We start from the raw sequence: 22,304 nt of genomic DNA, 5'->3' as shown, positions 1-22,304 counted from the left end.
TCCAGCACCAAGCATACAAATCATCCTCATCCCAGCGAAGGCTGGGACCCAGATTCACGCACCGACATCTCATTGATTTGGCGCCCGTTTCCGACCCTTTTGCTCTACGAACCGGGTCCCGGCCTTCGCTGGGATGACGATCTATGACCCAAATTATCCCCACCCCCGCAGCCTGCGCCTATGCTCAACCCGTTCCGGTCGCACGGGAGGCACGAGCTCAGTCAGTCGCGGCGAACGGGAGCGTGCAGCCTGTCCGGGCGAAGGGGTGACAACCTGAGCACTGGCAGGGCGTCCTTTCGGGTCTGACGGCACTAAACGACCGACCGGAGTACCTGATTGGATTGGAAACGGCGGTGGAGACGCCACGGGAAAACTGCACGTGCGGGACGTAACGAATGTCACGCGAATACTCAATACCGGTTACCGGCATTCGCCGGCGTCCCGCACCCTCCCAATCGGGGAGGCCCCACTCAAACCTCCAGCCGCTCGCGGCGTGGAGATTTCGGCGTGCGCCCCGGTGAGGCGAAGCGGTTTCGCCGCCTCTGACGGGATGACAAGCCAGGGCCAGCCCAATAGAACTGCCCGCAACGAATCTTCGCCCCGGAGCCCGCCATGACATCGCCCGCCTTCTACACCGACCTCGCCGCCGAACTGAAACAGATCGAGGCCGACGGGCTCTACAAGCGCGAGCGCATCATCACCTCGGAGCAATTCTCCGAAATCGACGTCACAGCAGACGGATCCAGCCACCACGTCATCAATTTCTGCGCCAATAACTATCTCGGTCTGGCCAATCGGCCCGAGCTGATCCAGGCGGCGAAGGATACGCTCGACAGTCATGGTTTCGGCCTCGCCTCGGTGCGCTTCATCTGCGGCACCCAGGACATCCACAAACAGCTGGAAGCCAAGATCGCCGACTTCACCGGCTGTGATGATGCCATCCTCTATGCGGCGGCGTTTGACGCCAATGGCGGCGTGTTTGAACCGCTTCTCGGGCCCGAGGATGCGATCATTTCCGACGCGCTCAATCATGCCTCCATCATTGACGGTGTGCGCCTGTGCAAGGCGAAACGCTATCGCTATGCCAATTCCGACATGGCCGATCTCGAGGTTCAGCTGAAACAGGCGCGGGCCGATGGCGCGCGGCATGTGTTGATCGTCACCGATGGTGTGTTCTCGATGGATGGCTATATCGCCAAACTCGCCGAGATCGTCGCCCTGGCGAAGCAATACGACGCCCTGACCATGGTCGATGATTGCCATTCCCACGGCTTCATGGGCGCGCGCGGCCGCGGCACGCCGGAGCATTGTGGTGTGTTCGGCCAGATCGACATCATCACCGGCACGCTGGGCAAGGCGCTGGGCGGCGCGATGGGCGGGTTTACCGCGGCGCGGCAAGAAGTGATCGACATGCTGCGCCAGCGCTCGCGGCCCTATCTCTTCTCCAATTCCCTGGCCCCGGCCATCGTCGGCGCCTCGCTGAAGGCCTTCGACATGGTCGCCGAGGGCGATGATCTGCGCGCCCGCCTGTTCGACAATGCCCGCCGTTTCCGCGCCGGCATGTCTGCCGCCGGTTTTGACCTGCTGGAGGGCGAACACCCGATCATTCCGGTCATGCTCGGCGACGCCAAACTGGCCCAGGACATGGCCCGCAAGCTGATGGGCGAGGGCGTCTATGTCACCGGCTTCTTCTTCCCCGTCGTCCCCAAGGGCAAGGCCCGCATCCGCACCCAGATGAGCGCCGCGCATACGCCGGAGATGATTGATCGCGCCGTGGCGGCCTTTACCAAGGTGGGCAAGGAGCTGGGGGTTATCTGATGAGGCTGGCCGGAGTTGACCCCGGCCAGAGCGCTCTGCTAGGGCGCGGACGACACGGAGCAACCCGGTTCCGGCTCCGCCAAACATCAAACATCCGAGTTGCCTGATGCCTTACACCAAGATTTTACTCGTCCTCGCCCTGGGCCTCGCGGCCTGTACGCCGCCGTCTGACGAATTGCTGATCGAGAATGTTGCCATTGTATCAGCGCATCTGGACGCGCCATCGGCGCCGCAAAATGTACTGGTCCGCGACGGGGTGATTGTCGCGGTTTCGGCCGAGCCGATCACCGCCGGCCGGCAGGCCCAGCGCATTGATGCCAGCGGGCGTTTTCTCACCCCGGGATTGATGGACAGCCATCATCATGTCGCCTTTGTGCCGGGGATGGGCGCGATGGGCGTGACGCCAGCGAGTGATCATCCCGCGTTGGTCGAGGCCTATATGGCCCAGCAGCCGCGCAGCCTGCTTTACTACGGTGTCACCCAGATCCTCGATCCGGCGCCCCTGCTTGCCTGGCGCGACTTCGAGGCGGCACCGCTCGCGCCCGACCTGCTGCGTTGCGGCGAGATCCCCAACGCGCTCGAGGGCTATCCGCTCAATCAGCGCGACGATAGCGACGCCCTGGCGCTCTATCCCTACCGGATCGAAGGTGAAGCGACGCCGGAAGCCGTCATCGCGCGGATTGCGGCGGATGGCGGTGTCTGCGTCAAACTCTATCTGGAAGATGGTTTTGGCGCCGAGACCGGATGGCCGCTGTTTGACGCAGACATGCTGGCGCGAATTCGCGATGCCGCGCACGCCCAAGGCTTGCCGGTTATTGCCCATGCCAATGCGATCGACATGTATCAGATCGCGCTCGATGCCCGCCTCGACATTCTCGGCCATGGTTTGTGGAACTGGCAATGGCCCGAGGGCGAGCCGCCGGTCGGCGAGACCCTGAACCGGTTGGTCGAACAGGGCACGGGCTATATGCCGACCCATGGTGTCATGGCCGGGCTGGGCGGCCAGTTGCGCCCCGATGCCCTGGCCGATCCACAATTGGCGAATGTCGTGCCGGCTGCGCTGCTGGATTGGTATCGCACCGCAGGGGGGCAGTGGTTTGCCGATGAACTCGCCGCCGATTTCCCGCCGGACATGCCGCGCGAGGAGATGGCGGATATCTTCGGCTTCGGCGTCGGCCGCGCCCAACGTGCAACGGCCTATCTGCACGCCCAGGGCCATCCGCTTCTGCTGGCGAGCGACTGTCCCGGTAGCCCCACCTTCGTCAACCAGCCCGGCCTGTGCACCTGGCGCGAAATCCTCAGTCTCAATGAGGCGGGGGTCTCGTTGCAGGCCATCCTTGAGGCCGGGACGATCAATCCGGCGCGGCAATTCGGTCTGGAGGCGGATTACGGCACGGTGGAAGCGGGCAAGGTCGCGAACCTGCTGATCCTGACGGCCAATCCGCTCGAGGACGTCACCGCCTGGGACCGGATCGAGACTATTATCTTGCGTGGCGAGGCTATTTCACGCCATTCGCTTGCGGCGCCATAGCGCGGCAGCCGCGGTTTGCTTCCAGACAGGGAATGCCATCATGCAAGTCACCAACGAAGTCCTGCCCACCGATCCAAAACAGATCGAGGAAATGATGCAGCCCGGTCCTGCCGGGCCGGTCTTCATGGTCAATCTGCTGAAATTCAAGGACAAGGCCGAATATGCCGACGGGCGCGAGTGCGCGCTGAGCGGGCGCGAGGCGTATAATATTTACGGCAAGGCGATCATGAAAGTCCTGCCGGAATTTGGCGGCAAGCTGGTCTTCGTGGGCAATACGACCTTTCTCGCCCTCGGCCGGGCCGAGGAGCTCTGGGATGAGGTGGCGATCATCATGTATCCCGATCGCGGCGCGCTTTTGCGCATGTCGCTCTCGCCGGCCTGGCAGGAGATCGCCGTGCATCGCGAGGCCGGCCTCAAGGGCCAGCTCAATATCGAGACGGTGATGCCGCCAGCCCTGCTGGCGGGCCTCGCCAAGGGCTGAGGCTTGGCGGCCCGGTGTTGACAGCTTCGGCCGGCTCGCAGATGCAGGGGGGAGGCGGCGGAGCGGCGGGCATGGCATTTGAGACAGACGCGATCGTGATCGGGGCCGGCGCCGTCGGTCTGGCGACGGGGCGGGCCTTTGCCCTGCGCGGGCATGAAACCCTGGTGCTCGAGGCGCAGGGCGCGATCGGGCAGGGGATTTCCTCGCGCAATTCGGAAGTCATCCATGCCGGCCTCTATTACCCGACCGGCTCGCTGAAGGCGCGGCTCTGTGTGCTGGGGCGGCAATTGCTCTATGCCTATCTCGACAAATATCACATCGCCCATGAGCGCTGCGGCAAGCTGATCGTGGCGACCCAGCCGCATGAAGCGGCGCGGCTCGAGGCGATCTTCCGCCAGGCTGAGGAGAATGGCGTTGACGGCCTGCAGCGCCTGACCGGTGCGCAGGCCCAGGCGATGGAGCCTGAGCTCAGCGCCGTCGCGGCTATCCTCTCGCCCGATAGCGGCGTGATGGATGCCCATGGCTATATGGCGAATATGGCGGGCGAGATTGCCGCGCTGGGCGGTGCGGTCGTGGTCAATACGCCCTTTGCCGGAGCGACGGCGCTGGAAGGTGGCGGTTTTGTCGTCCGGACCGGCGGCGAGGCCGCAACGGAGGTGACAACGCGCTATCTTGTGATCGCCGCCGGGCTCGGAGCCCAGGAGGCGGCCGCAATGGTCGACGGCTTCCCCGCCGCGCAGATCCCGCAACTGCATTATGGCAAGGGCGTCTATTTCACCAGTGCCGGCAAGGCGCCGTTCAAACACCTGGTCTATCCGCTGCCGATCCCCGGCGCGCTGGGTACGCATTATCGCCGCGATCTTGGCGGCCAGGCGCGCTTTGGCCCCGATCTCGATTTCGTCGAGGCACCGGACTACACCGTTGACCCGGCCCGCGCCGGCGCCTTTTACGACACGATCCGCCGCTTCTGGCCCGGCCTCAAGGGTGACGCCCTGGTGCCCGACTATGCCGGCATCCGCCCCAAACTGCACGGGCCCGGCGAACTGCAGACCGATTTCCGCATCGACGGTGCCGAGGCCCACGGGCTGGCCGGTCTGATCGCCCTGTTCGGGATTGAAAGTCCGGGCCTGACTTCGTCGCTGGCGATTGGGGAAACCGTTTGCCAGCGCCTGGGCCTGACCGGGGCGTCCTGATCGAGGCTAGAGCTTGCTCTTTGTGCAGTGATGACTTTCTGCCGCTCCCGTCTGGTCCGACCTTTGGCCGAAATCCGCCTCTGGAGGACGCACAGCCTTGCGGGAAACTGGGTCGGCTCGATTGTACTCACAGTGTTTGGGTCCAGCCAAAGAAATGTTGCCAGTAGATAACTGCGGCAGCCGTCTGCGACCCAAACCAAATTAGCACCCAAGCGACAAACCTAGTGTTTGAACGACGCTTTCTTTTCATGAACTCCCTGAATCTGTGATGGGTTCTTATCACGTCATCTTTTGTTTCAGCAAAGACGTTCATGTCTTTTGTAAAATTTTTTGGGTAGATCCATGGATTGAACTTCTTCGGATTAAGCGCGAAGGGCACAATTGAGTAAATATCTTCAGCTTTAAATGTTTGTCCGCCGAGACCGTCGTACCAAAGCGGGAAGTCAATTAATTTGCCCTCCTCTCCGTCAGAAGAAGTTTTGGGTAAGCGGGGAGTGGCGACGCCGGCTGAGGTAAAGGATGGTGCTATGTATAAATCCAACAATTTTCCCAGCAGTGGTATTTTGGATAGTTTTATTTTTGGGATGTAGGTTTTTACGAAAATCAACGGGATGTAGATCGGTGCAAAAATGGTGGGCAGAATCCATTTGAAAATCAGGTCGCTCGGCGTGACAACTCTCGAAATTTGAAACTCGCTCTTGCCGCATAGTGTTGAGTAAAATCCCGTGTGAAAGTAACCATAATAATTACGTATTGGGGTCGAGATGACGAATTTGTCTCCAAATGCAGACCGTATGACTACTGGTTTTCCAGCCTCTGCAAGGCCGACTTTGTCGAGCGTTTCATTCAATTGCCGTGTCAGCCACATCACGCGGATCGTATTGAAGGGCCAAAACAGGACGCGGATGACGACGATGTCCAGCCAATTGTACAACAAGATGAGGGTGAAAATCAGGGCGGGAGCAAATGTGACCAGATAAACGCTACCGCTCTCGCCAAAATCCACGAAATTCAGTGTGAAAATCAGGTCGAATACGCCGAATGCTCCAGCGATCGCTAGAGGTGGTGCGGCCATGATAAGTAGTGACCTGGCAAGGGCCCCGTAGTTCAGCGTGCCAATGCGGCTCAGGTATTTGACAAAAGCTGGGCCGTAGATCAGGCGCAACTTCTGCAGTGTCTCGGGGTCGTATTTTCCGTGCAAGGTTCGGAACCTCGGTTCAATAGCTGTTGAACGCGGGCTGACGCGCCGCGCGATGACGCGGTTCGGGGGAGTCAGGGCAGTGTTGCCTGCTTAGAAATTGACGCTTTTTCTTGCGGTCGTCCAATCGACACCGTGTTTGCGGGCGATGGCTTTCAGCTTGCCGCTTACAAGGTGTGGCAAAATCAGAAAATAGGCGGCAAACGCCCAGATCGGGGCTGTTACCAGCCACAATGGGGCGAAGAACAGGCCGATTAGGAAGAGCGCCAGTGGCCAGAGAAGGTGCAAAAGGCTAAAGCCGCGAAACATCGGGTTCACTTCTACATTGTCCGATGTGATCACCATGGCCAGTGCTCGTCCGAGAAACCGTGTAAAGACGAAAATGCCTTCTTCACCGATTTCGATGTGCTTGCCCATATTGGTGGCGACCACGACCTTGCCCGTCTTGAAGCGCCCATTATCGGTCTCGAAATCTAGATAGTCGTAAATCAGCTTGGCGTTCTGCTGGGAATAAGCACCTGTGGCGACCAAGCGCCCGCTGACCTCAACAACTTTTGCTCCAAACATGATTGCTCCCCGCTTTGTACTTGACCATTTCCCCGCCTTTTTTCAGGGGTTTGAAGTGAAGGGACAGCATAATTAATGCCCAAACCAGGGTCAAGGACGCTTCCCGGGCTTCGGATGCAGTGGCTCTGCACGTTCCATGCGGAAGCGGGAGGAACCGCCGCAATCCCCCGAACACAGCCACCCTTGACCTTGCGCGCCGGCTGCGGCCTGATCCGCGCGGTCATAACGGGCGGGGATAAGCCGATATGCGCATTTCGAATCTGGCCTTCATCGCGGCGATCGCCGCAGCGGTCGCAACGCTGGTCTTTCCGATCCTGTTCGGCTCGCCGCCCGATCTCGGCGCAGCGCCGATGGCGGATGGTTTCGTCACACCGATCCTGGCGCTCGAATTTGCCCGCTCGGCCGCCGATCTGGCTTTCCTGCAGGGTGAGGGCGCCGATGCCCTGCGCGCCTTTCTCGTCCATACCCAGTCGCTCGATCGCTTTTTCCCGCTCGCCTATGCCGGCATGGCGGCGATGGTCTTCCTGGCGCTCGGCCTGCGCAATCCCGGGCGCTGGCTGGCCTGGGCAGCACTGGCTGTCGCCGTGATGACGATCGGGGCGGACTGGGCGGAGAATACGGTCATGAATCGCCTGCTCGCAGAACTTGGCGCCGGGGCGGAGCCGAGGCCGGGCCTGCTGGCAGCGCTGTACGGCCATACTTGGATCAAATGGGGGCTGATCGGCCTCTATGCGGCTCTGTTCGCTGTGCTGATGTGGCAGGACAAACGCCGCCTGCTGGCCATTCCCGCTGTCGTCGCGGCGCTGGCGATCGCCGCCACATGGCTGAGCGGGTCCAATGGTCAGCTGGCTGAAATCATGGCCGCGCTGCTCATTCCTTTCATGCTCACTTTCCCTCTGGCGGCACTGATGTATCTTCGCGGCAAATCTGCGCCGCCCGAAGCGGGCGCAACGTAACATCACTCGGTCGAGGAATTTGCGATGAAAGCCCTGGTCAAAGCCAAGCCGGAAGAAGGCATCTGGATGCAGGACGTGCCGATGCCGAAAATCGGCCCGGACGATGTGCTGATCAAGATCCACAAGACGGCGATCTGCGGCACCGATATCCACATCTATAACTGGGATGACTGGGCTGCCAAGAATGTGCCGACGCCGATGGTGGTCGGACATGAATATTCCGGCGAAATCGTCGACAAGGGTGCCAATGTGAAGCGCGTCGAGATCGGACAGCGCGTCTCCGGTGAAGGCCATGTCGTTGGCACGCTCTCACGGGCGGCGCGCGCCGGGCGCTTCCATCTCGATCCGGATACCCAGGGCGTCGGCGTCAATATTCCCGGCGCTTTTGCCGAGTATCTCGCCTTGCCGGCGTTCAATGTCGTCAAACTGCCTGAAGAAGTCACCGACGAGCTTGGCGCAATTCTCGATCCGCTCGGCAATGCGGTCCACACCGCGTTGCAATTCGATCTGGTCGGCGAGGACGTGCTGGTCACCGGCGCCGGGCCGATCGGCATCATGGCCGCCGCGATTGCCCGCCATGTCGGCGCGCGCCATGTCGTGCTGACCGACATCAATACCCACCGCCTGCACCTGGCCAGCCAGGTCGTGCCGCGCGTCCACACCGTCAATGTCGCCGAGGTTGGCTTAAAAGACGTGATGGCCGAACTGGGCATGAGCGAAGGCTTTGATGTCGGGCTGGAAATGTCCGGCGCGCCCAGTGCCATTGGTGCCATGCTCGAGAGCATGGTGATGGGCGGCAAAATCGCCATGCTCGGCCTGCCATCCAAGCCGATCCCGGTCGATTTCGGCTCGCTGGTGCTGAAAGCGATCACGCTCAAGGGCGTCTATGGCCGCGAAATGTTCGAGACCTGGTACAAGATGATCGCCATGCTCGAGAGCGGGCTCGATGTCAGCCGCGTCATCACCCACCGCTATGCGGCCGATGAGTTCCAGAAGGGTTTTGACGCCATGCGCTCGGGCAAGTCGGGCAAGGTGATCCTGGACTGGAGCCAGTCATGAACGCGGGACATCGCGACGACGCCAAACGTGTGCCGCTGACCGATTATGTCGAGTACGGTCCGGCGGAAATGCTCAGCCGCGCGGCGGCCTTCGCCAAACATCTCAAACGCCGCCGTACGGTCCGCGATTTCGCCGACCGGCCGGTTGACCCGGAAATCGTGAAACACGCCATCGATGCGGCCGGAACGGCACCGTCGGGCGCCAATCACCAGCCCTGGCATTTCGTGGTGATCCAGGATCCGGCCCGCCGCAAGGCTCTGCGCGAGGCGGCCGAGAAGGAAGAAAAGGCCTTCTATGAAGGCAAGGGCGGTGAGGAATGGCTGCAGGCTCTCTCACCGCTGGGCACCGACAGTTCCAAGCCCTTCCTGGAAACCGCGCCCGTGTTGATCGCCGTGTTTGCGCAAAAGCGTGGTGGCGAGAAAATCGGGCAATCGAAGAAGAATTACTACATTAATGAGAGCGTCGGCATTGCCTGTGGCTTTATGCTCGCGGCCTTGCACGAGGCCGGTCTGGTGACGCTGACCCACACGCCCAATCCGATGAAATTCCTCACCGAGATCTGTGAGCGTCCGGCCGACGAAAAGCCCTTCATGCTGATCGTCGCCGGCTATCCCGCTGATGATGCGACGGTGCCGGAGCACGCGTTGATCAAGAAGACTGTGGGCGAGATTTCCAGCTGGCTCTGAGCCAGGCCTAGTTGCGCACGCGCCGGCGGATGGCCGTGAAGCTCCAGATCAGGGCGACCAGCCAGCCAATCCCGGTCCAGCCCAGAAGCAGGTTGGTCAGGAAGATGGCGAAGCTGTTGTCATGACCGCGCAGCAGGGCGATCAAGGTCGGCATGAAGCCGATGATCAAAAATGCAATCGCGCCTTCGGGGCCCATCAGATGATACTCCATATCAAAGTGTCCTTATCGACTTTCGATATGAAGTTATGCCGCGCCGCCCATTCACGCAATATGTCCGGGGCGGGATTATGCGCGCTCGCGTCCCGCCCAACACAAACAGGCCCCGGCAGTCTCGCCGGGGCCTGTCCGTTCTGAGTGTCCCTGTCAGGCGCTAGCCATCAACGGGGGGAAATTCATAGCCGGCATAAATCTCGCGCAACTTGGTCTTGAGGATCTTGCCGGTCGCGCCGATCGGCATTTCCTCGATGAATTCCACTGCATCGGGCAACCACCATTTGGGGACCTGGCCGCGAAGGTATTCGATGATCGAGGCTGCGTCAGGCTCGGCCCCTTCCTTGAGCTGGACCACCATCAGGGGGCGTTCCTGCCATTTCGGATGCGGCATGCCGAAGGCGGCCGCCATGCCAACGGAGGGATGCCCCATCGCGGCATTTTCCAGATCGATCGATGAAATCCATTCGCCGCCGGTCTTGATGACGTCCTTGGAGCGGTCCGTGATGGTCATGAAGCCATCGCCGTCGAGATAGGCCACGTCACCGGTCTTGAACCAGCCATCATCGGTAAAGCTCTCGGCACCGGCGCCGCGATAATAGGAGGAGGCGATCCAGGGACCCTGGACCTGGACATGGCCCGATGACTTGCCGTCCCAGGGCAATTCCTCGCCATCATCATTGACGATACGCATGCCGACACCAAAGACCAGCCGGCCCTGTTTCAGCTTGACCTTGATCTGGGCTTCGCGGTCGAGCGCGTCATGCTTGGGCAGGAGATTGTTGACGGTGCCCAGCGGGCTCATTTCCGTCATGCCCCAGCCTTGCTGCATCACCACGCCATACTCGTCTTCATAGGCGCGAAGCAGGGCTTCGGGCAATGCCGACCCACCGATCAGAACCCGTTCGACGCTGTCGATGCGCTTGCCGCTCTTCTGCAGGTATTGCAGCAGGCCAAGCCAGACGGTCGGCACGCCGGCGACGTAATTGACGCCTTCGCTCTCGATCAGCTCGTGAATGCTTGGTCCGTCCATCTGGGCGCCCGGCATGACCAGCTTGGCGCCATTCATCGGCGCGGCATAGGGGATGCCCCAGGCATTGACGTGGAACATGGGCACCACCGGCAGAAGCGTGCCGCGCGCGCCGACGCCGATCACGTCGGAGGCCGAGCAGGCGAGGGCGTGCAGGACATTGGAGCGGTGTGAATACAGCACGCCCTTGGGGTCCCCGGTCGTGCCCGATGTGTAGCACAGGCCGGCGGCGGTGTTCTCGTCGAACATCGGCCACTCATATTGCGTGCTCTGATCGGCGATCAATTCCTCGTAGCTCTGGCATTTGGTGGCCACGCCATCCTTGTGGCTGGCATCGGTCATCAGCACCCAATGGCGCACCGACTTGCAGTGTTTCGAAATCGCATCGATCAGCGGCGCAAAGGTCTTGTCGAAGAAGACGACTTTCGACTGGGCGTGGTCGAGCATCCAGATCAATTGCTTCGGATCGAGGCGCGGATTGACCGTGTGGATCACCGAACCGATTCCCGACACCGCGTAATAAAGTTCGAAATGGCGGTGGGAATTCCACGCAATGGTGGCAACGCGGTCGCCTTCGCGCACTTTCAGCTTTTTGATCAGCGCATTGGCCAATTGCTTGGTGCGCTGGTGGGTGGCGGCATAGCCCTGGCGGTGGATCTGACCGCTTTCCGGCAAGCGGGTGACAATCTCCTGATCGCCATGGCATCGGGCGGCGTGGGCCAGAATGTCCGAAATCATCAACGGACGTTCCATCATGTGTGCGCGCAAGGTCATTCTGTCTCCCCTTGGATATCAACCAGTTTCGCAGTGTTTGTTTTTTTCTTATCAAAAGGCTTCCCGCGTCGCGGCGCAATCCCTTTGCGCGGCGGAGCTGAAATGCCTATGCGTTTTGCATGTGTTTGGCGGCCGGTTGCGGCCTGATCTGGAGTGTTTGCACGATGTCATCACCGGTGTTCAACCTGCCTGGCCACAGCGATATTCTTGATGCGGCGCAGCGATTGGCCGGTCATGCGGTGCGGACGCCGCTGCTGCGCAATGATGTCCTCGATGAACAAGTCGGTGCCCGCATCTTCGTGAAGGCCGAATGCCTGCAGCGCACCGGATCGTTCAAGTTTCGCGGCGCCTATAATCGTATCTCCCGGCTGAATGCCGAGGAAAAACAGCGCGGTGTCATCGCCTATAGTTCCGGCAATCATGCACAGGGCGTGGCCGCGGCGGCGCGGCTGGTGGGCACGCATGCCACCATATTGATGCCGACCGATGCGCCCGCCGCCAAGGTCGAGGGCGTGCGCTTCTGGGGCGGCAAGGTGGTGACGTATGACCGCGTCAGCGAGTCGCGCGAGGCGATCGGTGCCCGTATCGCGGCCGAGGAGGGGCGCATCCTTGTGCCGCCCTATGAGGATCGCTTCATCATTGCCGGCCAGGGCACGGCGGGGCTGGAAATGGTCGAGGAAATGGCCGGGCTTGGCCTGGCGCCCGACATCGTCGCGGCCCCGGCCGGTGGCGGCGGGCTGATCGCCGGCACCGGGCTGGCGGTCAAACACGCCCACCCGGACGCGCAGATCTGGGCCGCTGAACCGGCGGAGTTCGATGATCACCGCCGCTCGCTCGAGGCCGGCGAGCGTGTCGCCAATGCGCGCCTGACGGGTTCGATCTGCGACGCCATCATCACGCCGACGCCCGGCGAACTGACCTGGCAGCTCAATGCCCGTCAGCTAAGCGGCGGCGTCGCCGTCAGCGATGATGAAGTTCTGGCCGCAATGGCTTTCGCCTGGCGCCACTTCAAGATCGTGATCGAACCGGGCGCCGTCGTCGCCCTGGCCGGTGTGCTGTCCGGCAAGCTGGATGTCGCCGGCAAGACGGTGTGCGTGCTGGCCACCGGCGGCAATGTCGACCGGGCGGTGTTTGCGCGGGCGCTGGAGCTGGGCTGAGGGGCGTTCAGCTTTCCGGGCTGTCCGCGAAGGCCAGGATGGCGCGGGCTGTCTGTTTCAGGATGTCGGCTTCACTGTCCGGCGGGTCCTCGAAGATCAGTTCTACTGCGGCATAGCCTATTTCCACGGCCAGTCGGGCGCGGCGGTAGGCGGCCTCGTCGGAGAGGTCGAGATTGAGGCCGTTCAATTGCCGGGCCAGGCCGCTTGCGACACCGCGGTGCGATTTCAGGCGAATAGCCTGCAATTGCGGGTCCGCCCGCATCGCGCGCAAAAGTGCGGCCCCGCCCGGATAGCTCCGGGTCACATCGACGGTCGCGCGCAACAGGGCGATCAAGGCCGGCAAGTCCAGCCTCTGGCTCTGCAGGATGGGCGCGATCTGGTCGTTCTGCGCCTGCATCAGCTCCCGCGCCAGGCGTTGCAGGATATCGAATTTGTCCTGGAAATACCGGTAGAAGGCCGGCGGTGAGAGGCCGGCGCGCGCCACGATCCCATTGGTGGTGAGCGCCTCCAGACCGCCCTCGGCGAGTTGTTCGGCCGCGGCCAGCATCAAGGCGCGATAGGTCGCCCGGGCGCGGGCCTGCTTGGGCAGGGGGAGGTGGGACGGCTTTGGCATGGGTTCGATTTCGCTTTGTTTATTTTCTCGCTTGACCGGACGAGCTTTATCACAAAAAGTAGCAATGACTACTGTTTTGGAGGTCGCCATGCCAGCGTCTTGGATCAATCGGGTGGGCCCGTGCGCCGCCGTGCTCCTCCTTCTGGTGATGGGGGCCTGTTCCCGGCCCGATGCCATGCCGGCCGCCAGCACGTCTGTGCCACCCTCCGCGGCGATTACCGCACGGGCGGAAATGCTCGTGCCTCCCGACGCGGCGCTGGCCGGTATCTATGATCGCTCCTGCCGTTCCTGCCACGCCTATGTCGATTCAGGCGCCCCCCTGGCCGGGCATGGCGCGGAATGGGACCGGCGCCTGGCGCAGGGTCTGGATGTGCTGGTTGAACACACCCGGAGCGGTCTGGGCGCCATGCCGGCGATGGGCATGTGCCTGGATTGCGACGATGCCGATTTCGAAGACCTGATCCGCTTCATGGCAACAACAAACGGTAATGCCGGGGAGGCCGAATAAATGGCGACGCGACGCACGGTTCTCAAACTCGGCGCTGCCGCGGCCGCCCTGGCGGTGGCCTATCCGATGGGGTCGCACCTGGCCTGGTCGGCAAAATCCTTCGAGGCCCCGGAGGGGGTGATCCCGGCCCCCGCGAGCTCGCCAGGCGGACCGGTCTGGCGCAACTGGTCGGGGCTGCAATCGGCGATGCCGCGGCAAATCGCCAGCCCCGCCAGTGAGGACGAGCTGGCGGCGCTGATCCGCAACACGCATGGCTCCGTCCGCCCGGTCGGGGCCGGGCATTCTTTCACCGCGCTGGCGCCAACGGATGGCGTGATGATTGATATCGGCCGCCTGTCGGGCCTGGTCTCCCATGACAGCCAGGCGCGGACCGTGACGATGGGCGCGGGAACCCGGCTCGAGCAAGCCTCGCGCCTGCTCGATGAAGTCGGCCTGGCCCTGCCCAATCTGCCCGACATTGCGGTCCAGACACTGGCCGGTTCTTTTGCCACGGCAACCCATGGAACCGGGCGCGATCTGCCGGCCCTGCACGAGGCGGTCCTCGGCTTTCGCCTGGTGACCCCGCAGGGCGCGATTCTGGACGTGACCGCTGACAGCCATCCCGATCTGTTCGCGGCCGGAAAGGTCTCGCTGGGCGCGCTCGGCGTGATCACCCGCTACACGCTGCGCGTTACCGATGCCTTCGCGCTGCGCCGCCGGGTCTGGGTCGACCGGGTGGAAAACCTGCTCGACCAGGCCGAGACCCTGTCGCGTGAGCACCGCAATTTCGAATTCTATTGCCTTCCCCATACCGGCTTCGCTGCCGCCATTGCCCATGACCTGTTCGACGGGGAGCCGGAGGGCCGTGCACCGAGCGAGGATGAGGACTCACTCGCCAGCCTGCGCCAGTTGCGCGACATGTTCGGCTGGTCGCCCCGGCTGCGGCGCTGGATTGCCGGCACGCAGATCCGGCCCGGGATGATGGAGGACTATACCGACAAATCCTGGCGTCTCCTGTCGACCAGCCGGGTCACCAAGTTCAACGAAACGGAATACCATCTGCCGCACGAAAACGGGCTCGCCGCTGTGCGTGAAGTGTTGGCGATCCTCGAGCGACACAAGGACGCCTTCTTTCCGATGGAAGTGCGCTTCGTGCGCGGTGATGATGCCTGGCTGTCACCCTTCAAGAGCGCCAGCGACATATCCATTGCCGTGCATGCCGCCAATACCGAAGACTATCGCTATCTGCTCAGCGAGATCGGCCCCGTCTTCCGGTGTTATGGCGGGCGCCCGCACTGGGGCAAATTGCACGACATGAATGGGGGTGAGCTCAGCGCCCTCTATCCGAGACTGGGCGATTTCAACGCATTGCGCCGCGAGCTCGATCCGGAGGGGAAATTCCTCAACCCGCATCTCGCGACGCTGTTTGGTGAGGAAGCTGATGTCTGAAACCCTGGCAGCACGCATCAAGAACAACCTGACCCGGCGCCGCCTCATTATCGGCGGTGCGGGTCTGGCCGCTGTCAGTGCGGCAGCACTGGCGCGGCCCCGCGATCACAGCGGTCCACGCGATGGCTATTTCCTCAACCTGCAATCGGCACTGATCGGCGCCGGGATCACGACCCCGACACTGGTCGTGGACAAGGCGCGGCTGAACGCGAATATCGACACGCTGATGGCCGCGCTTCCGGCCGGGATGGGCTATCGCATCGTCACGAAATCCCTGCCGTCGCCAGGCCTGATCGAGCATGTACGCCAGCGTTCGGGCACGCACCGTCTGATGACGTTCAACCTGCCCATGCTCAAGAGTCTGATGACGCGCATGCCCGACACCGATCAATTGCTCGGAAAACCGCTACCGGTCGCCGCGGCCGCGACCTGTTTCGACGGATCGGATGCGGCCCCGGACGGTGCGGCCCAGCGGGTGCAATGGCTGATCGATACGCCGGCCCGCCTGGCCCAGTATGGAGAGCTCGCCGCCAGCCGGGATGTGGTTCTGCGGATCAATATCGAGCTCGATGTCGGCCTTCACCGGGGCGGTTTTGTGGCCGGCGAAACTCTGCGCACGGCGCTGGAAACGCTCCGGGACAACCCGAATCTGCGGTTTGCCGGCTTCATGGGTTATGAGCCGCATATCCCCGCCTTGCCCAAGGCTTTCGGCCTGCGCGATCGCGCCCGCGCTTCAGCCTGGCAAGCCTATAACGAGGCTTTGGAGATTGCCGCGACGGTGTTTGATGCCGATGCCATGGCGGCCATCACCCGCAATGCGGCGGGTAGCCCGACCTATCGCCTTTACCACGACACCCATATCGCCAATGAGGTGTCCGTCGGGTCGGCGCTGGTGAAACCCACCGATTTCGACACCGAGCTTCTGGCCCCGCATCAACCGGCGGCCTTTATCGCAACCCCGGTTCTCAAGACGGCAGCGGGCGTGCGCATTCCGGGGATTGAATTCGCCGGACCGGCCATGCGGTTGTGGGATCCCAATCGCGCTGAAACCGTTTTCATCTATGGCGGTCACTGGCTCGCCCACCCGGTCGATCCACCCGGACTGGCCTTCAACGAGACCTTCGGCCGTTCGAGCAATCAGGAAATGCTCAATGCGGGCACCGGGCTGGATATCGCGCCCGATGATTTCGTCTTCTTCCGGCCAAGCCAGAGTGAAGCCGTCTTTCTGCAATTCGGCGATATCGCGGTCTATGACGGCGGGGCCATTACCGATCGCTGGTCCGTCTTCGCGGCGTCTGCCTGACGTGCGCTGGCCGAGTTACGGGCCGATCAATCAGGTTGGCCGAAGTTCTTCCCGCCTATTCCGGCACCGTTGCCGGCGATCCGCGTCGCAGATCCTGGTCAATCATCAGCGGCGTCGGGGCATCATCGATCAGGCGGGTGCGGTAGACCTGCACATTCTCCAGCACGCGCATCACGTAATTGCGGGTTTCAGAGAAGGGGATGCTCTCGACCCAGTCGATCGGATCGATATCGGGATCACGTGGGTCGCCATAATTCTCGATCCAGCGATTGGCGCGGTGAGGGCCGGCATTATAGGCCACCAGGGCGAGGATATAGGAGCCGTCATACTGATCGACGACCTCCTCGAGATGGTGCATGCCCAGGGTGAGATTATAGTCGCGGTCATCGGTCAGCCAGTTGAAGCGATAGGGCGCGCCCATTGAACGGGCCGTCGCCTGGGCGGTGGCGGGCATCATCTGCATCATGCCGCGCGCACCGGCGCCGCTGACGGCGTCCTGGGCGAATTCGGTTTCCTGGCGGATCACGGAATGCACCAGCGCGTCTTCCGGACGTCCACCGCTGGTTTGCGGCAGGCTGATGGTTGGATAGGCGCTCTGTGGCAGGATGATACCACGTAGGCGCGCCTGTTTTGCGGCCCGCACGGCCTGGCGCATCTGCAGATATTCATTCGCGAGATTGGCCAGCAAGACGCCCTCGACCGGATCTTCGACCTGGTCGTCGAGCCGGTACATGAAGAGGCGGAAATAATACTCCTCGCCCTGCTCGGCGAGCAGGCGCATGGCGCGGATTTCCGGGCGGGATTCGAAGGCGATCCGTTGCTCATCGCTTGGCTCCGGCTCGCGTTCCAGCGAGAAGGCGTTCGGCGCGTCGGAGAGCTGGGCCAGGGCGAGCTGACCGTAATAGGCAGTCGAGTGCACGCCGGCCTCGGCATAATAGGTCGCGGCGAGTTCCGGATTGCCGGCATCATCGGCGGCGCGGGCCATCCAGTAGGCGGCGCGCGAGAGCGAGACCGGGGTGCCGACATTGTCGCGCAGATGCGTGAAATGCTCCATCGCCTGGTCCGGCTCATTGAGATGCACCAGGGCGAGCCAGCCGGCGATGAATTCCGCATCGGCGAAATCGCCGCCCGAATCCATGCCATTGGCCCGCGCCAACTGATAGGCGGTCACGAAGTCCTGATCGCGGATCAGGTTGAGGATCATCAACTTGCGCTCGGTCCACATCAGGCCCAGCGCATTGGGATTGGCATGGGCATCGGGCAATTGCAGCAAGAGCGGCAGGACGGTGTCGGTCATGCCGGCACGGCGGCGCCAGCGGGCGCGCTCATAGGTCAGGCCAGGATCGGATTGCAGGCTCACCGGAATGCGGTTGACGGCGCGCTCGACACCGCTCTGGCGTCCGGCCAGGCGCAGGCGGGCATCCGCGAGGTCGCGATCCGTGCCCTGCAGCAAGGGCAGGACGCGCCGGGCGGCGGAGGTCTGGTTGGACCAGATCAGATAGTCAATCCGGGCCTGGTGATCGTCGGCGGTCAGGACGGAGCCATGATCGCGATGGACGGCGCTCTGGACGCTCAGCGGCAGGTATTCCGCGCGCCAGGTTTCGCGCAGCAGGCTTTCACCCTCCTCGATACGGCCATCGGCCAGAAGGGCTTCGGCATAGGCGATCTGGCCGCGACCGGTTGTCGGTGGATTATCGACGAACCAGTTGATGATGAAGGGGGCGCTGAGCCCGGAATCGGTGATTTTCGCCTCGGCCTCGGCGCGGATGAAGCTGTCGCGCGGCCAGTTGTCGAGTTCATCGAGGGCGAGGTTGAGTTCCAGGAAACTGGCCCGTGGATCGCTGAGCACGGTGCGCCATAACAGCACGCTTCGCGCCGCTGTGTCGCTAAGACGCAGGCGGGTCTCGGCGACCAGCGCCCAATCCTCGTCATCGGCGGCATCGAGCCCCTGGCGGAACAGCGCGAAATCGCCGTCGCTGAGATAGGAAGAGTAATTATGGGGTTCCGGCCGCATGCGCGGGGTCGGGGTCTGGGCCTGCGCGGGCAGGGCAAGACCCAGCGACAGCAGGGCTGGAAGCAGTAACGCTGAAAAACAACGCGTGATCATGAAGGGTAACTCGGATCCTGATGGGTGAACGCCGTCATCATCCCCCTGAATGGCCCTCACTGTCCAGTCTTGTTGAGGAGACTTGGCCGCGCGCTGCGCCACCTTTATGGTCGCCCGCTTGCAATCGGGAATTCGGGACCAAAACATGTTCAAGGGCTCCATCACCGCACTCGTCACACCGTTCAAGAATGGTGCCGTTGACGAGGACAAAGTAATCGAACTGTGTGAACGCCAGATTGCGGCCGGTAGTCATGGGTTGGTTCCATGCGGTACGACGGGCGAATCCGCGACGCTGAGCTTTGAGGAGCATATGCGTGTCGTCGAACTGGTGGTGAAGACCAGTGCGGGCCGCGTGCCGGTGATCGCCGGAACCGGCTCGAATTCGACCCGCGTCGCGATCCAGAACCAGGCGCGTGCCCGGGAAATCGGTGCCGATGCGGGACTGGTGGTTGCGCCATATTACAACAAGCCCAATGCCGAGGGGCAGTTCTGTCATTACCAGGCGATCAATGATGCCGTCGATCTGCCGATCATCGTCTACAATGTCCCCGGACGCACGGTGATCGATATCTCCGTCTCCACCATGGCGCGTCTGGCCGGCTTGACCCATGTCGTCGGCGTCAAGGATGCGACCGGCGATATGTCCCGGGTCTCCGGTCATCGCCGGTTGATCGGCGAGGGCTTCATCCAGCTTTCCGGCGATGACCCGACGGCGCTTGGCTTTAATGCCTGTGGCGGGACCGGCATGATTTCGGTGACCTCGAATGTGGCGCCCGAACTGTGTGCGCAATTCCAGGACGCGATGCTGGCCGGCGACTGGCAATCCGCGCGCCGCCTCAATGACCGGCTGACGCCGCTGCATCACGCCCTGTTCACCTCGGCCAGTCCGGGGCCGACCAAATACGCCATGCAATTGCTCGGCGTGACCGGCACGGAAATGCGCCTGCCGCTGACCGAACCCGATGAGGCTTCGAAACTGGCGGTGCGCAAGGCGATGGTGATCGCCGGATTGCTGGACAACTCATGAGCAAGCCCGATACGCGGCCCGTCGCGCTCAATCGCCGCGCGCGCTATGATTACGAGATCGAGGAAACCTTCGAGGCCGGGCTGATGCTGATGGGCTCGGAGGTCAAATCCCTGCGCGAAGGCCGCGCCAATATCGCGGAATCCTATGTCAGCCCGGAGCGCGAGGGTCTGTGGCTGATCAATGCCGATATCCCGCAATACGCGCCCGCGAACCGTTTCAATCACGATCCGCGGCGGCATCGCAAACTTCTGCTGAAGAAGAAGGAAATCAGCCGCCTGATCGGTGCCGTCACACGCGACGGCCGTACGATCATCGCCCTGAAGCTCTATTTCAATGATCGCGGGATCGCCAAGCTCCAGATCGGTCTGGCCAAGGGCAAGCGTAATGTCGACAAGCGCCAGACGATCAAGGATCGTGAGTGGAACAAGCAGAAGTCACGGCTGATGAAGGATCACGGCTAGGCCGCTCGTGCCGTGCGCTGCGACTGGATGGTGGCGAGCAGGAGATCGAGATTGATCGGCTTGGCGACATGCGCGTCGGCGCCGGCGTCCAGCATCTCGCCGACATGATGGCTCAGCGTGTCGGCGGACAGGGCGATGATCAGCGTGCGCGGCAGATCATCCTGCAACTCGGCCGCGCGGATGGCACGGATGGCGGTCAGCCCGTCCATTACCGGCATATGCTTGTCCATCAGGATGAGATCGGGCTGCAGGGTACGCCAGCGTTCGATTGCGGCCGCGCCGTGATCGGCCAGGTCAAGCGTTTGGCAGCGCGCGCCCAGCAGTGCCTGCAGTACGATCTGGTTGGTCTTGACGTCCTCGACAGCGAGCACCCGCATATCCGCCAGGCCCGGGCCCTCTGTGCCATCCGGGGCGGCGGCGAGCGTTGCTGGCTTGCCCGGCTCGGCGAGGCCGGCGCTCTCCAGCCGGATCAACGGAATCTCCACCGTAAAGCTGGCGCCCTGGCCCAGTTCGCTTTCGACGCGCACGCTACCACCCATCAGGTCGGTCAGTGATTTGATGATCGACAGGCCAAGCCCGGTGCCGCCAAAACGGCGTGTCGTGGAATTATCGCCCTGGTTGAAGGCATTAAACAGCTTGCCCAGGTGTTCCGGGGCAATCCCGATCCCGGTGTCGCTGACGCGCAATTCCAGCACGCTGCGATCCGCGCCATCCGCGGGCGGCCGGCAAATGGCGCTCAGGGTGATCGAACCGCTCGGGGTGAATTTGATGGCATTGCTGATCAGGTTCTGGATGATTTGCCGGATCCGGAGCGCATCGCCGCGATACAGGCCGCGGCAATTCTCATCGATTTCCAGATCGAGGCTGAGCGTTTTCTCGGTGGCCGCATAACGGTGCAGGGCGATTGAGCTTTGCAGGCAGTCCTCGAGTGGGAAATCCTGCTCGTCGAGTTCGAACTTTCCGGCTTCCATCTTGGAGAGGTCGAGGATGGAATTGAGGATGTCGGTGAGGTTGCGGCCGGAACTCGTCACCAGGTCCAGCATTTTGGTCTGCTCGGCGGTCAGCGGGGTTTCTCCGAGCGCCTGCACCATGCCGAGGACACCATTCAGGGGCGTGCGGATTTCATGGCTCATATTGGCCAGGAAAGCACTCTTGGCCTTGTTGGCGAGGATCGCGTCCTCGCGGGCCCGGACCAGCTGGCTGTTCTGGCGCACATATTCCGCGGCCACGCCGACGAAGGGCAGGGCATATTCGAGGATTTTCAAGCCGTGGGCGACATTGAAATGCGAGTCGAACAGGACGCGCGAGCCAAAGGCCATGTGGATCTCAAGCGCGATCGCCGGCAGGAGCGCCAGCAGGAGCGAGGCCGTCATCGGATTCGGCGATCGCCGGTAAAGCCGGGCCAGGATGGGCGCGGTGCCGAGGAAAACGACCAGTGGAAACAGGTCATAGGGCCGGCTGATGAGCGCGTCGTCGAACTGCGTGGTTGGCAGTTCCCGCGCCATGGCGGTGGCAATCATCAGAGCGATGGCGACGAGGCTGGACACCATCACCATCACCGCCAGGGTGCGCGGCGACCAGTTTGCCCCGGCATGCGAGGCGCGCAAGGCGACCAGGGTCCCGACCAGCAGGATAACCGCGTTGAAACTGCGCGACAGGGCCCAGGTGAAGGGGATGAAACCCGTGTCCGGCGCGGCCGCATGAATCAGGCGCATCGCGGCGAGGACATGAAAAGTGTCCATCGCCCCGGACAACAGCATGGCGAGCCCGATAATCGGGGCCGTCATCTCGCCCGTAATCCTGTAATGCACGTAGGCCAGCGCTGCGATGATCAGGGCGAACGCCACCGAACTCCACTCAAGCAGGGTATGGATAATGGCGCCGCGCATCACCTGGTATTGATCAGCTCCAGGCGTGTCGGTCGCTGTGACGGCGGTGAAATCCAGACCGGCGGACATCAGGGCGGCGGGGATTAGCGTCAGGGCCAGTACAGCCAGAAAACTGCGGGACTGGAGCAGCGTCAGGATGGGCGCGCGGTCTTGGGATATCATTCGCTGCAACCAATCCGGTGTTTGCCAGGTTCCGTGCCGCCGCCGCCTCTTCAGGCCGGACCGCCAGGATATGGCCCCGGTATCGCGCATGCATATGATGGTGTCAGTGATTTACTTATCCGGGCGCCGTAAGTGAAATCTTAGG

The 22,304-nt window shown here is 62.4% G+C and carries 20 protein-coding genes; 13 read left to right on the top strand and 7 right to left on the bottom strand.

Features of this window, described 5'->3' with window-relative positions; translation table 11 throughout:
- Positions 1–612 precede the first annotated feature (612 nt).
- From kbl to BLT42_RS04645, 4 genes are all read left to right on the top strand, one after another.
- Entirely contained in the window at positions 613–1,818 is a 1,206-nt protein-coding gene (kbl, locus tag BLT42_RS04660; RefSeq protein WP_091767529.1) for a glycine C-acetyltransferase, read from the top strand.
- Between the two features lie 106 nt (positions 1,819–1,924).
- On the top strand, positions 1,925–3,349 hold the full coding sequence (locus BLT42_RS04655) for an amidohydrolase family protein (protein WP_091767527.1): 1,425 nt from the start codon (positions 1,925–1,927) through the stop codon (positions 3,347–3,349).
- Positions 3,350–3,389: 40 nt separating this feature from the next.
- Positions 3,390–3,830, top strand: coding sequence for a DUF1330 domain-containing protein (locus tag BLT42_RS04650; protein WP_091767524.1), 441 nt, complete (start codon positions 3,390–3,392; stop codon positions 3,828–3,830).
- A gap of 71 nt (positions 3,831–3,901) precedes the next feature.
- Entirely contained in the window at positions 3,902–5,023 is a 1,122-nt protein-coding gene (locus tag BLT42_RS04645) for an NAD(P)/FAD-dependent oxidoreductase (RefSeq protein ID WP_091767521.1), read from the top strand.
- Between the two features lie 127 nt (positions 5,024–5,150).
- Here the strand turns inward: BLT42_RS04645 and BLT42_RS04640 are convergent, their stop codons facing one another.
- Both BLT42_RS04640 and BLT42_RS04635 read right to left on the bottom strand, forming a co-directional pair.
- Positions 5,151–6,188 carry a hypothetical protein gene (locus BLT42_RS04640; protein ID WP_143024044.1) on the bottom strand — a complete coding sequence of 346 codons (1,038 nt, stop codon included), beginning with the start codon at positions 6,186–6,188 and terminating at the stop codon, positions 5,151–5,153.
- Between the two features lie 126 nt (positions 6,189–6,314).
- Complete coding sequence (locus tag BLT42_RS04635; protein ID WP_091767515.1) at positions 6,315–6,788, bottom strand: hypothetical protein; 474 nt, start codon at positions 6,786–6,788, stop codon at positions 6,315–6,317.
- Positions 6,789–7,033: 245 nt separating this feature from the next.
- On the opposite strand from BLT42_RS04635, the gene BLT42_RS04630 reads away from it, so the two are divergent.
- Genes BLT42_RS04630 through BLT42_RS04620 form a run of 3 tightly spaced genes read left to right on the top strand, consistent with a single transcriptional unit; the run spans position 7,034 to position 9,489 of the window.
- Positions 7,034–7,744 carry a hypothetical protein gene (locus tag BLT42_RS04630; RefSeq protein ID WP_091767512.1) on the top strand — a complete coding sequence of 237 codons (711 nt, stop codon included), beginning with the start codon at positions 7,034–7,036 and terminating at the stop codon, positions 7,742–7,744.
- Positions 7,745–7,768: 24 nt separating this feature from the next.
- Positions 7,769–8,803 carry an L-threonine 3-dehydrogenase gene (gene tdh, locus BLT42_RS04625; protein WP_091767509.1) on the top strand — a complete coding sequence of 345 codons (1,035 nt, stop codon included), beginning with the start codon at positions 7,769–7,771 and terminating at the stop codon, positions 8,801–8,803.
- Positions 8,800–9,489 carry a nitroreductase family protein gene (locus tag BLT42_RS04620; protein ID WP_233342316.1) on the top strand — a complete coding sequence of 230 codons (690 nt, stop codon included), beginning with the start codon at positions 8,800–8,802 and terminating at the stop codon, positions 9,487–9,489. Before tdh ends, BLT42_RS04620 begins: the two co-directional genes overlap by 4 nt.
- A 7-nt stretch (positions 9,490–9,496) precedes the next feature.
- On the opposite strand, the gene BLT42_RS04615 is transcribed toward BLT42_RS04620, so the two are convergent.
- A complete protein-coding gene (locus BLT42_RS04615; RefSeq protein WP_091767507.1) occupies positions 9,497–9,700 on the bottom strand; it encodes a superinfection immunity protein in 204 nt (67 codons plus the stop codon).
- A gap of 160 nt (positions 9,701–9,860) precedes the next feature.
- Positions 9,861–11,504: a long-chain-fatty-acid--CoA ligase gene (locus BLT42_RS04610; RefSeq protein WP_091767505.1), complete on the bottom strand. Its 1,644-nt coding sequence runs from the start codon at positions 11,502–11,504 to the stop codon at positions 9,861–9,863.
- Positions 11,505–11,668: 164 nt separating this feature from the next.
- On the opposite strand from BLT42_RS04610, the gene BLT42_RS04605 reads away from it, so the two are divergent.
- A complete protein-coding gene (locus tag BLT42_RS04605) occupies positions 11,669–12,661 on the top strand; it encodes a threonine ammonia-lyase (RefSeq protein ID WP_091767580.1) in 993 nt (330 codons plus the stop codon).
- 7 nt (positions 12,662–12,668) lie between these two features.
- On the opposite strand, the gene BLT42_RS04600 is transcribed toward BLT42_RS04605, so the two are convergent.
- The gene (locus BLT42_RS04600) at positions 12,669–13,274 is read right to left on the bottom strand and encodes a TetR/AcrR family transcriptional regulator (protein ID WP_176780253.1); all 606 of its coding nucleotides are present in this window, start codon (positions 13,272–13,274) and stop codon (positions 12,669–12,671) included.
- Positions 13,275–13,362: 88 nt separating this feature from the next.
- On the opposite strand from BLT42_RS04600, the gene BLT42_RS04595 reads away from it, so the two are divergent.
- The 3 genes from BLT42_RS04595 to BLT42_RS04585 are packed head-to-tail and all read left to right on the top strand — an operon-like array spanning position 13,363 to position 16,513.
- Complete coding sequence (locus tag BLT42_RS04595) at positions 13,363–13,782, top strand: c-type cytochrome (RefSeq protein WP_091767577.1); 420 nt, start codon at positions 13,363–13,365, stop codon at positions 13,780–13,782.
- Positions 13,783–15,210 carry a D-arabinono-1,4-lactone oxidase gene (locus tag BLT42_RS04590; protein ID WP_091767501.1) on the top strand — a complete coding sequence of 476 codons (1,428 nt, stop codon included), beginning with the start codon at positions 13,783–13,785 and terminating at the stop codon, positions 15,208–15,210.
- Positions 15,203–16,513, top strand: coding sequence for an alanine racemase (locus tag BLT42_RS04585; protein ID WP_176780252.1), 1,311 nt, complete (start codon positions 15,203–15,205; stop codon positions 16,511–16,513). Before BLT42_RS04590 ends, BLT42_RS04585 begins: the two co-directional genes overlap by 8 nt.
- A gap of 55 nt (positions 16,514–16,568) precedes the next feature.
- Here the strand turns inward: BLT42_RS04585 and BLT42_RS04580 are convergent, their stop codons facing one another.
- On the bottom strand, positions 16,569–18,620 hold the full coding sequence (locus tag BLT42_RS04580; RefSeq protein WP_091767497.1) for a lytic transglycosylase domain-containing protein: 2,052 nt from the start codon (positions 18,618–18,620) through the stop codon (positions 16,569–16,571).
- A 145-nt stretch (positions 18,621–18,765) separates the two neighbouring features.
- Between BLT42_RS04580 and dapA the strand changes: the two genes are divergently transcribed.
- Positions 18,766–19,647 carry a 4-hydroxy-tetrahydrodipicolinate synthase gene (gene dapA, locus BLT42_RS04575; protein ID WP_091767495.1) on the top strand — a complete coding sequence of 294 codons (882 nt, stop codon included), beginning with the start codon at positions 18,766–18,768 and terminating at the stop codon, positions 19,645–19,647.
- Positions 19,644–20,108 (top strand): SsrA-binding protein SmpB, encoded by a 465-nt coding sequence (gene smpB, locus BLT42_RS04570; protein ID WP_091767493.1) that lies wholly within the window; start codon positions 19,644–19,646, stop codon positions 20,106–20,108. The genes dapA and smpB overlap by 4 nt, the downstream gene beginning before the upstream one ends.
- Here the strand turns inward: smpB and BLT42_RS04565 are convergent.
- Positions 20,105–22,159, bottom strand: coding sequence for a hybrid sensor histidine kinase/response regulator (locus tag BLT42_RS04565; protein ID WP_176780251.1), 2,055 nt, complete (start codon positions 22,157–22,159; stop codon positions 20,105–20,107). The genes smpB and BLT42_RS04565 overlap by 4 nt on opposite strands.
- Positions 22,160–22,304: the final 145 nt, after the last annotated feature.

The organism is Maricaulis salignorans, assembly GCF_900103475.1.
GTDB lineage: Bacteria > Pseudomonadota > Alphaproteobacteria > Caulobacterales > Maricaulaceae > Maricaulis > Maricaulis salignorans.
This window is presented reverse-complemented; position numbering and strand designations above follow the sequence as displayed.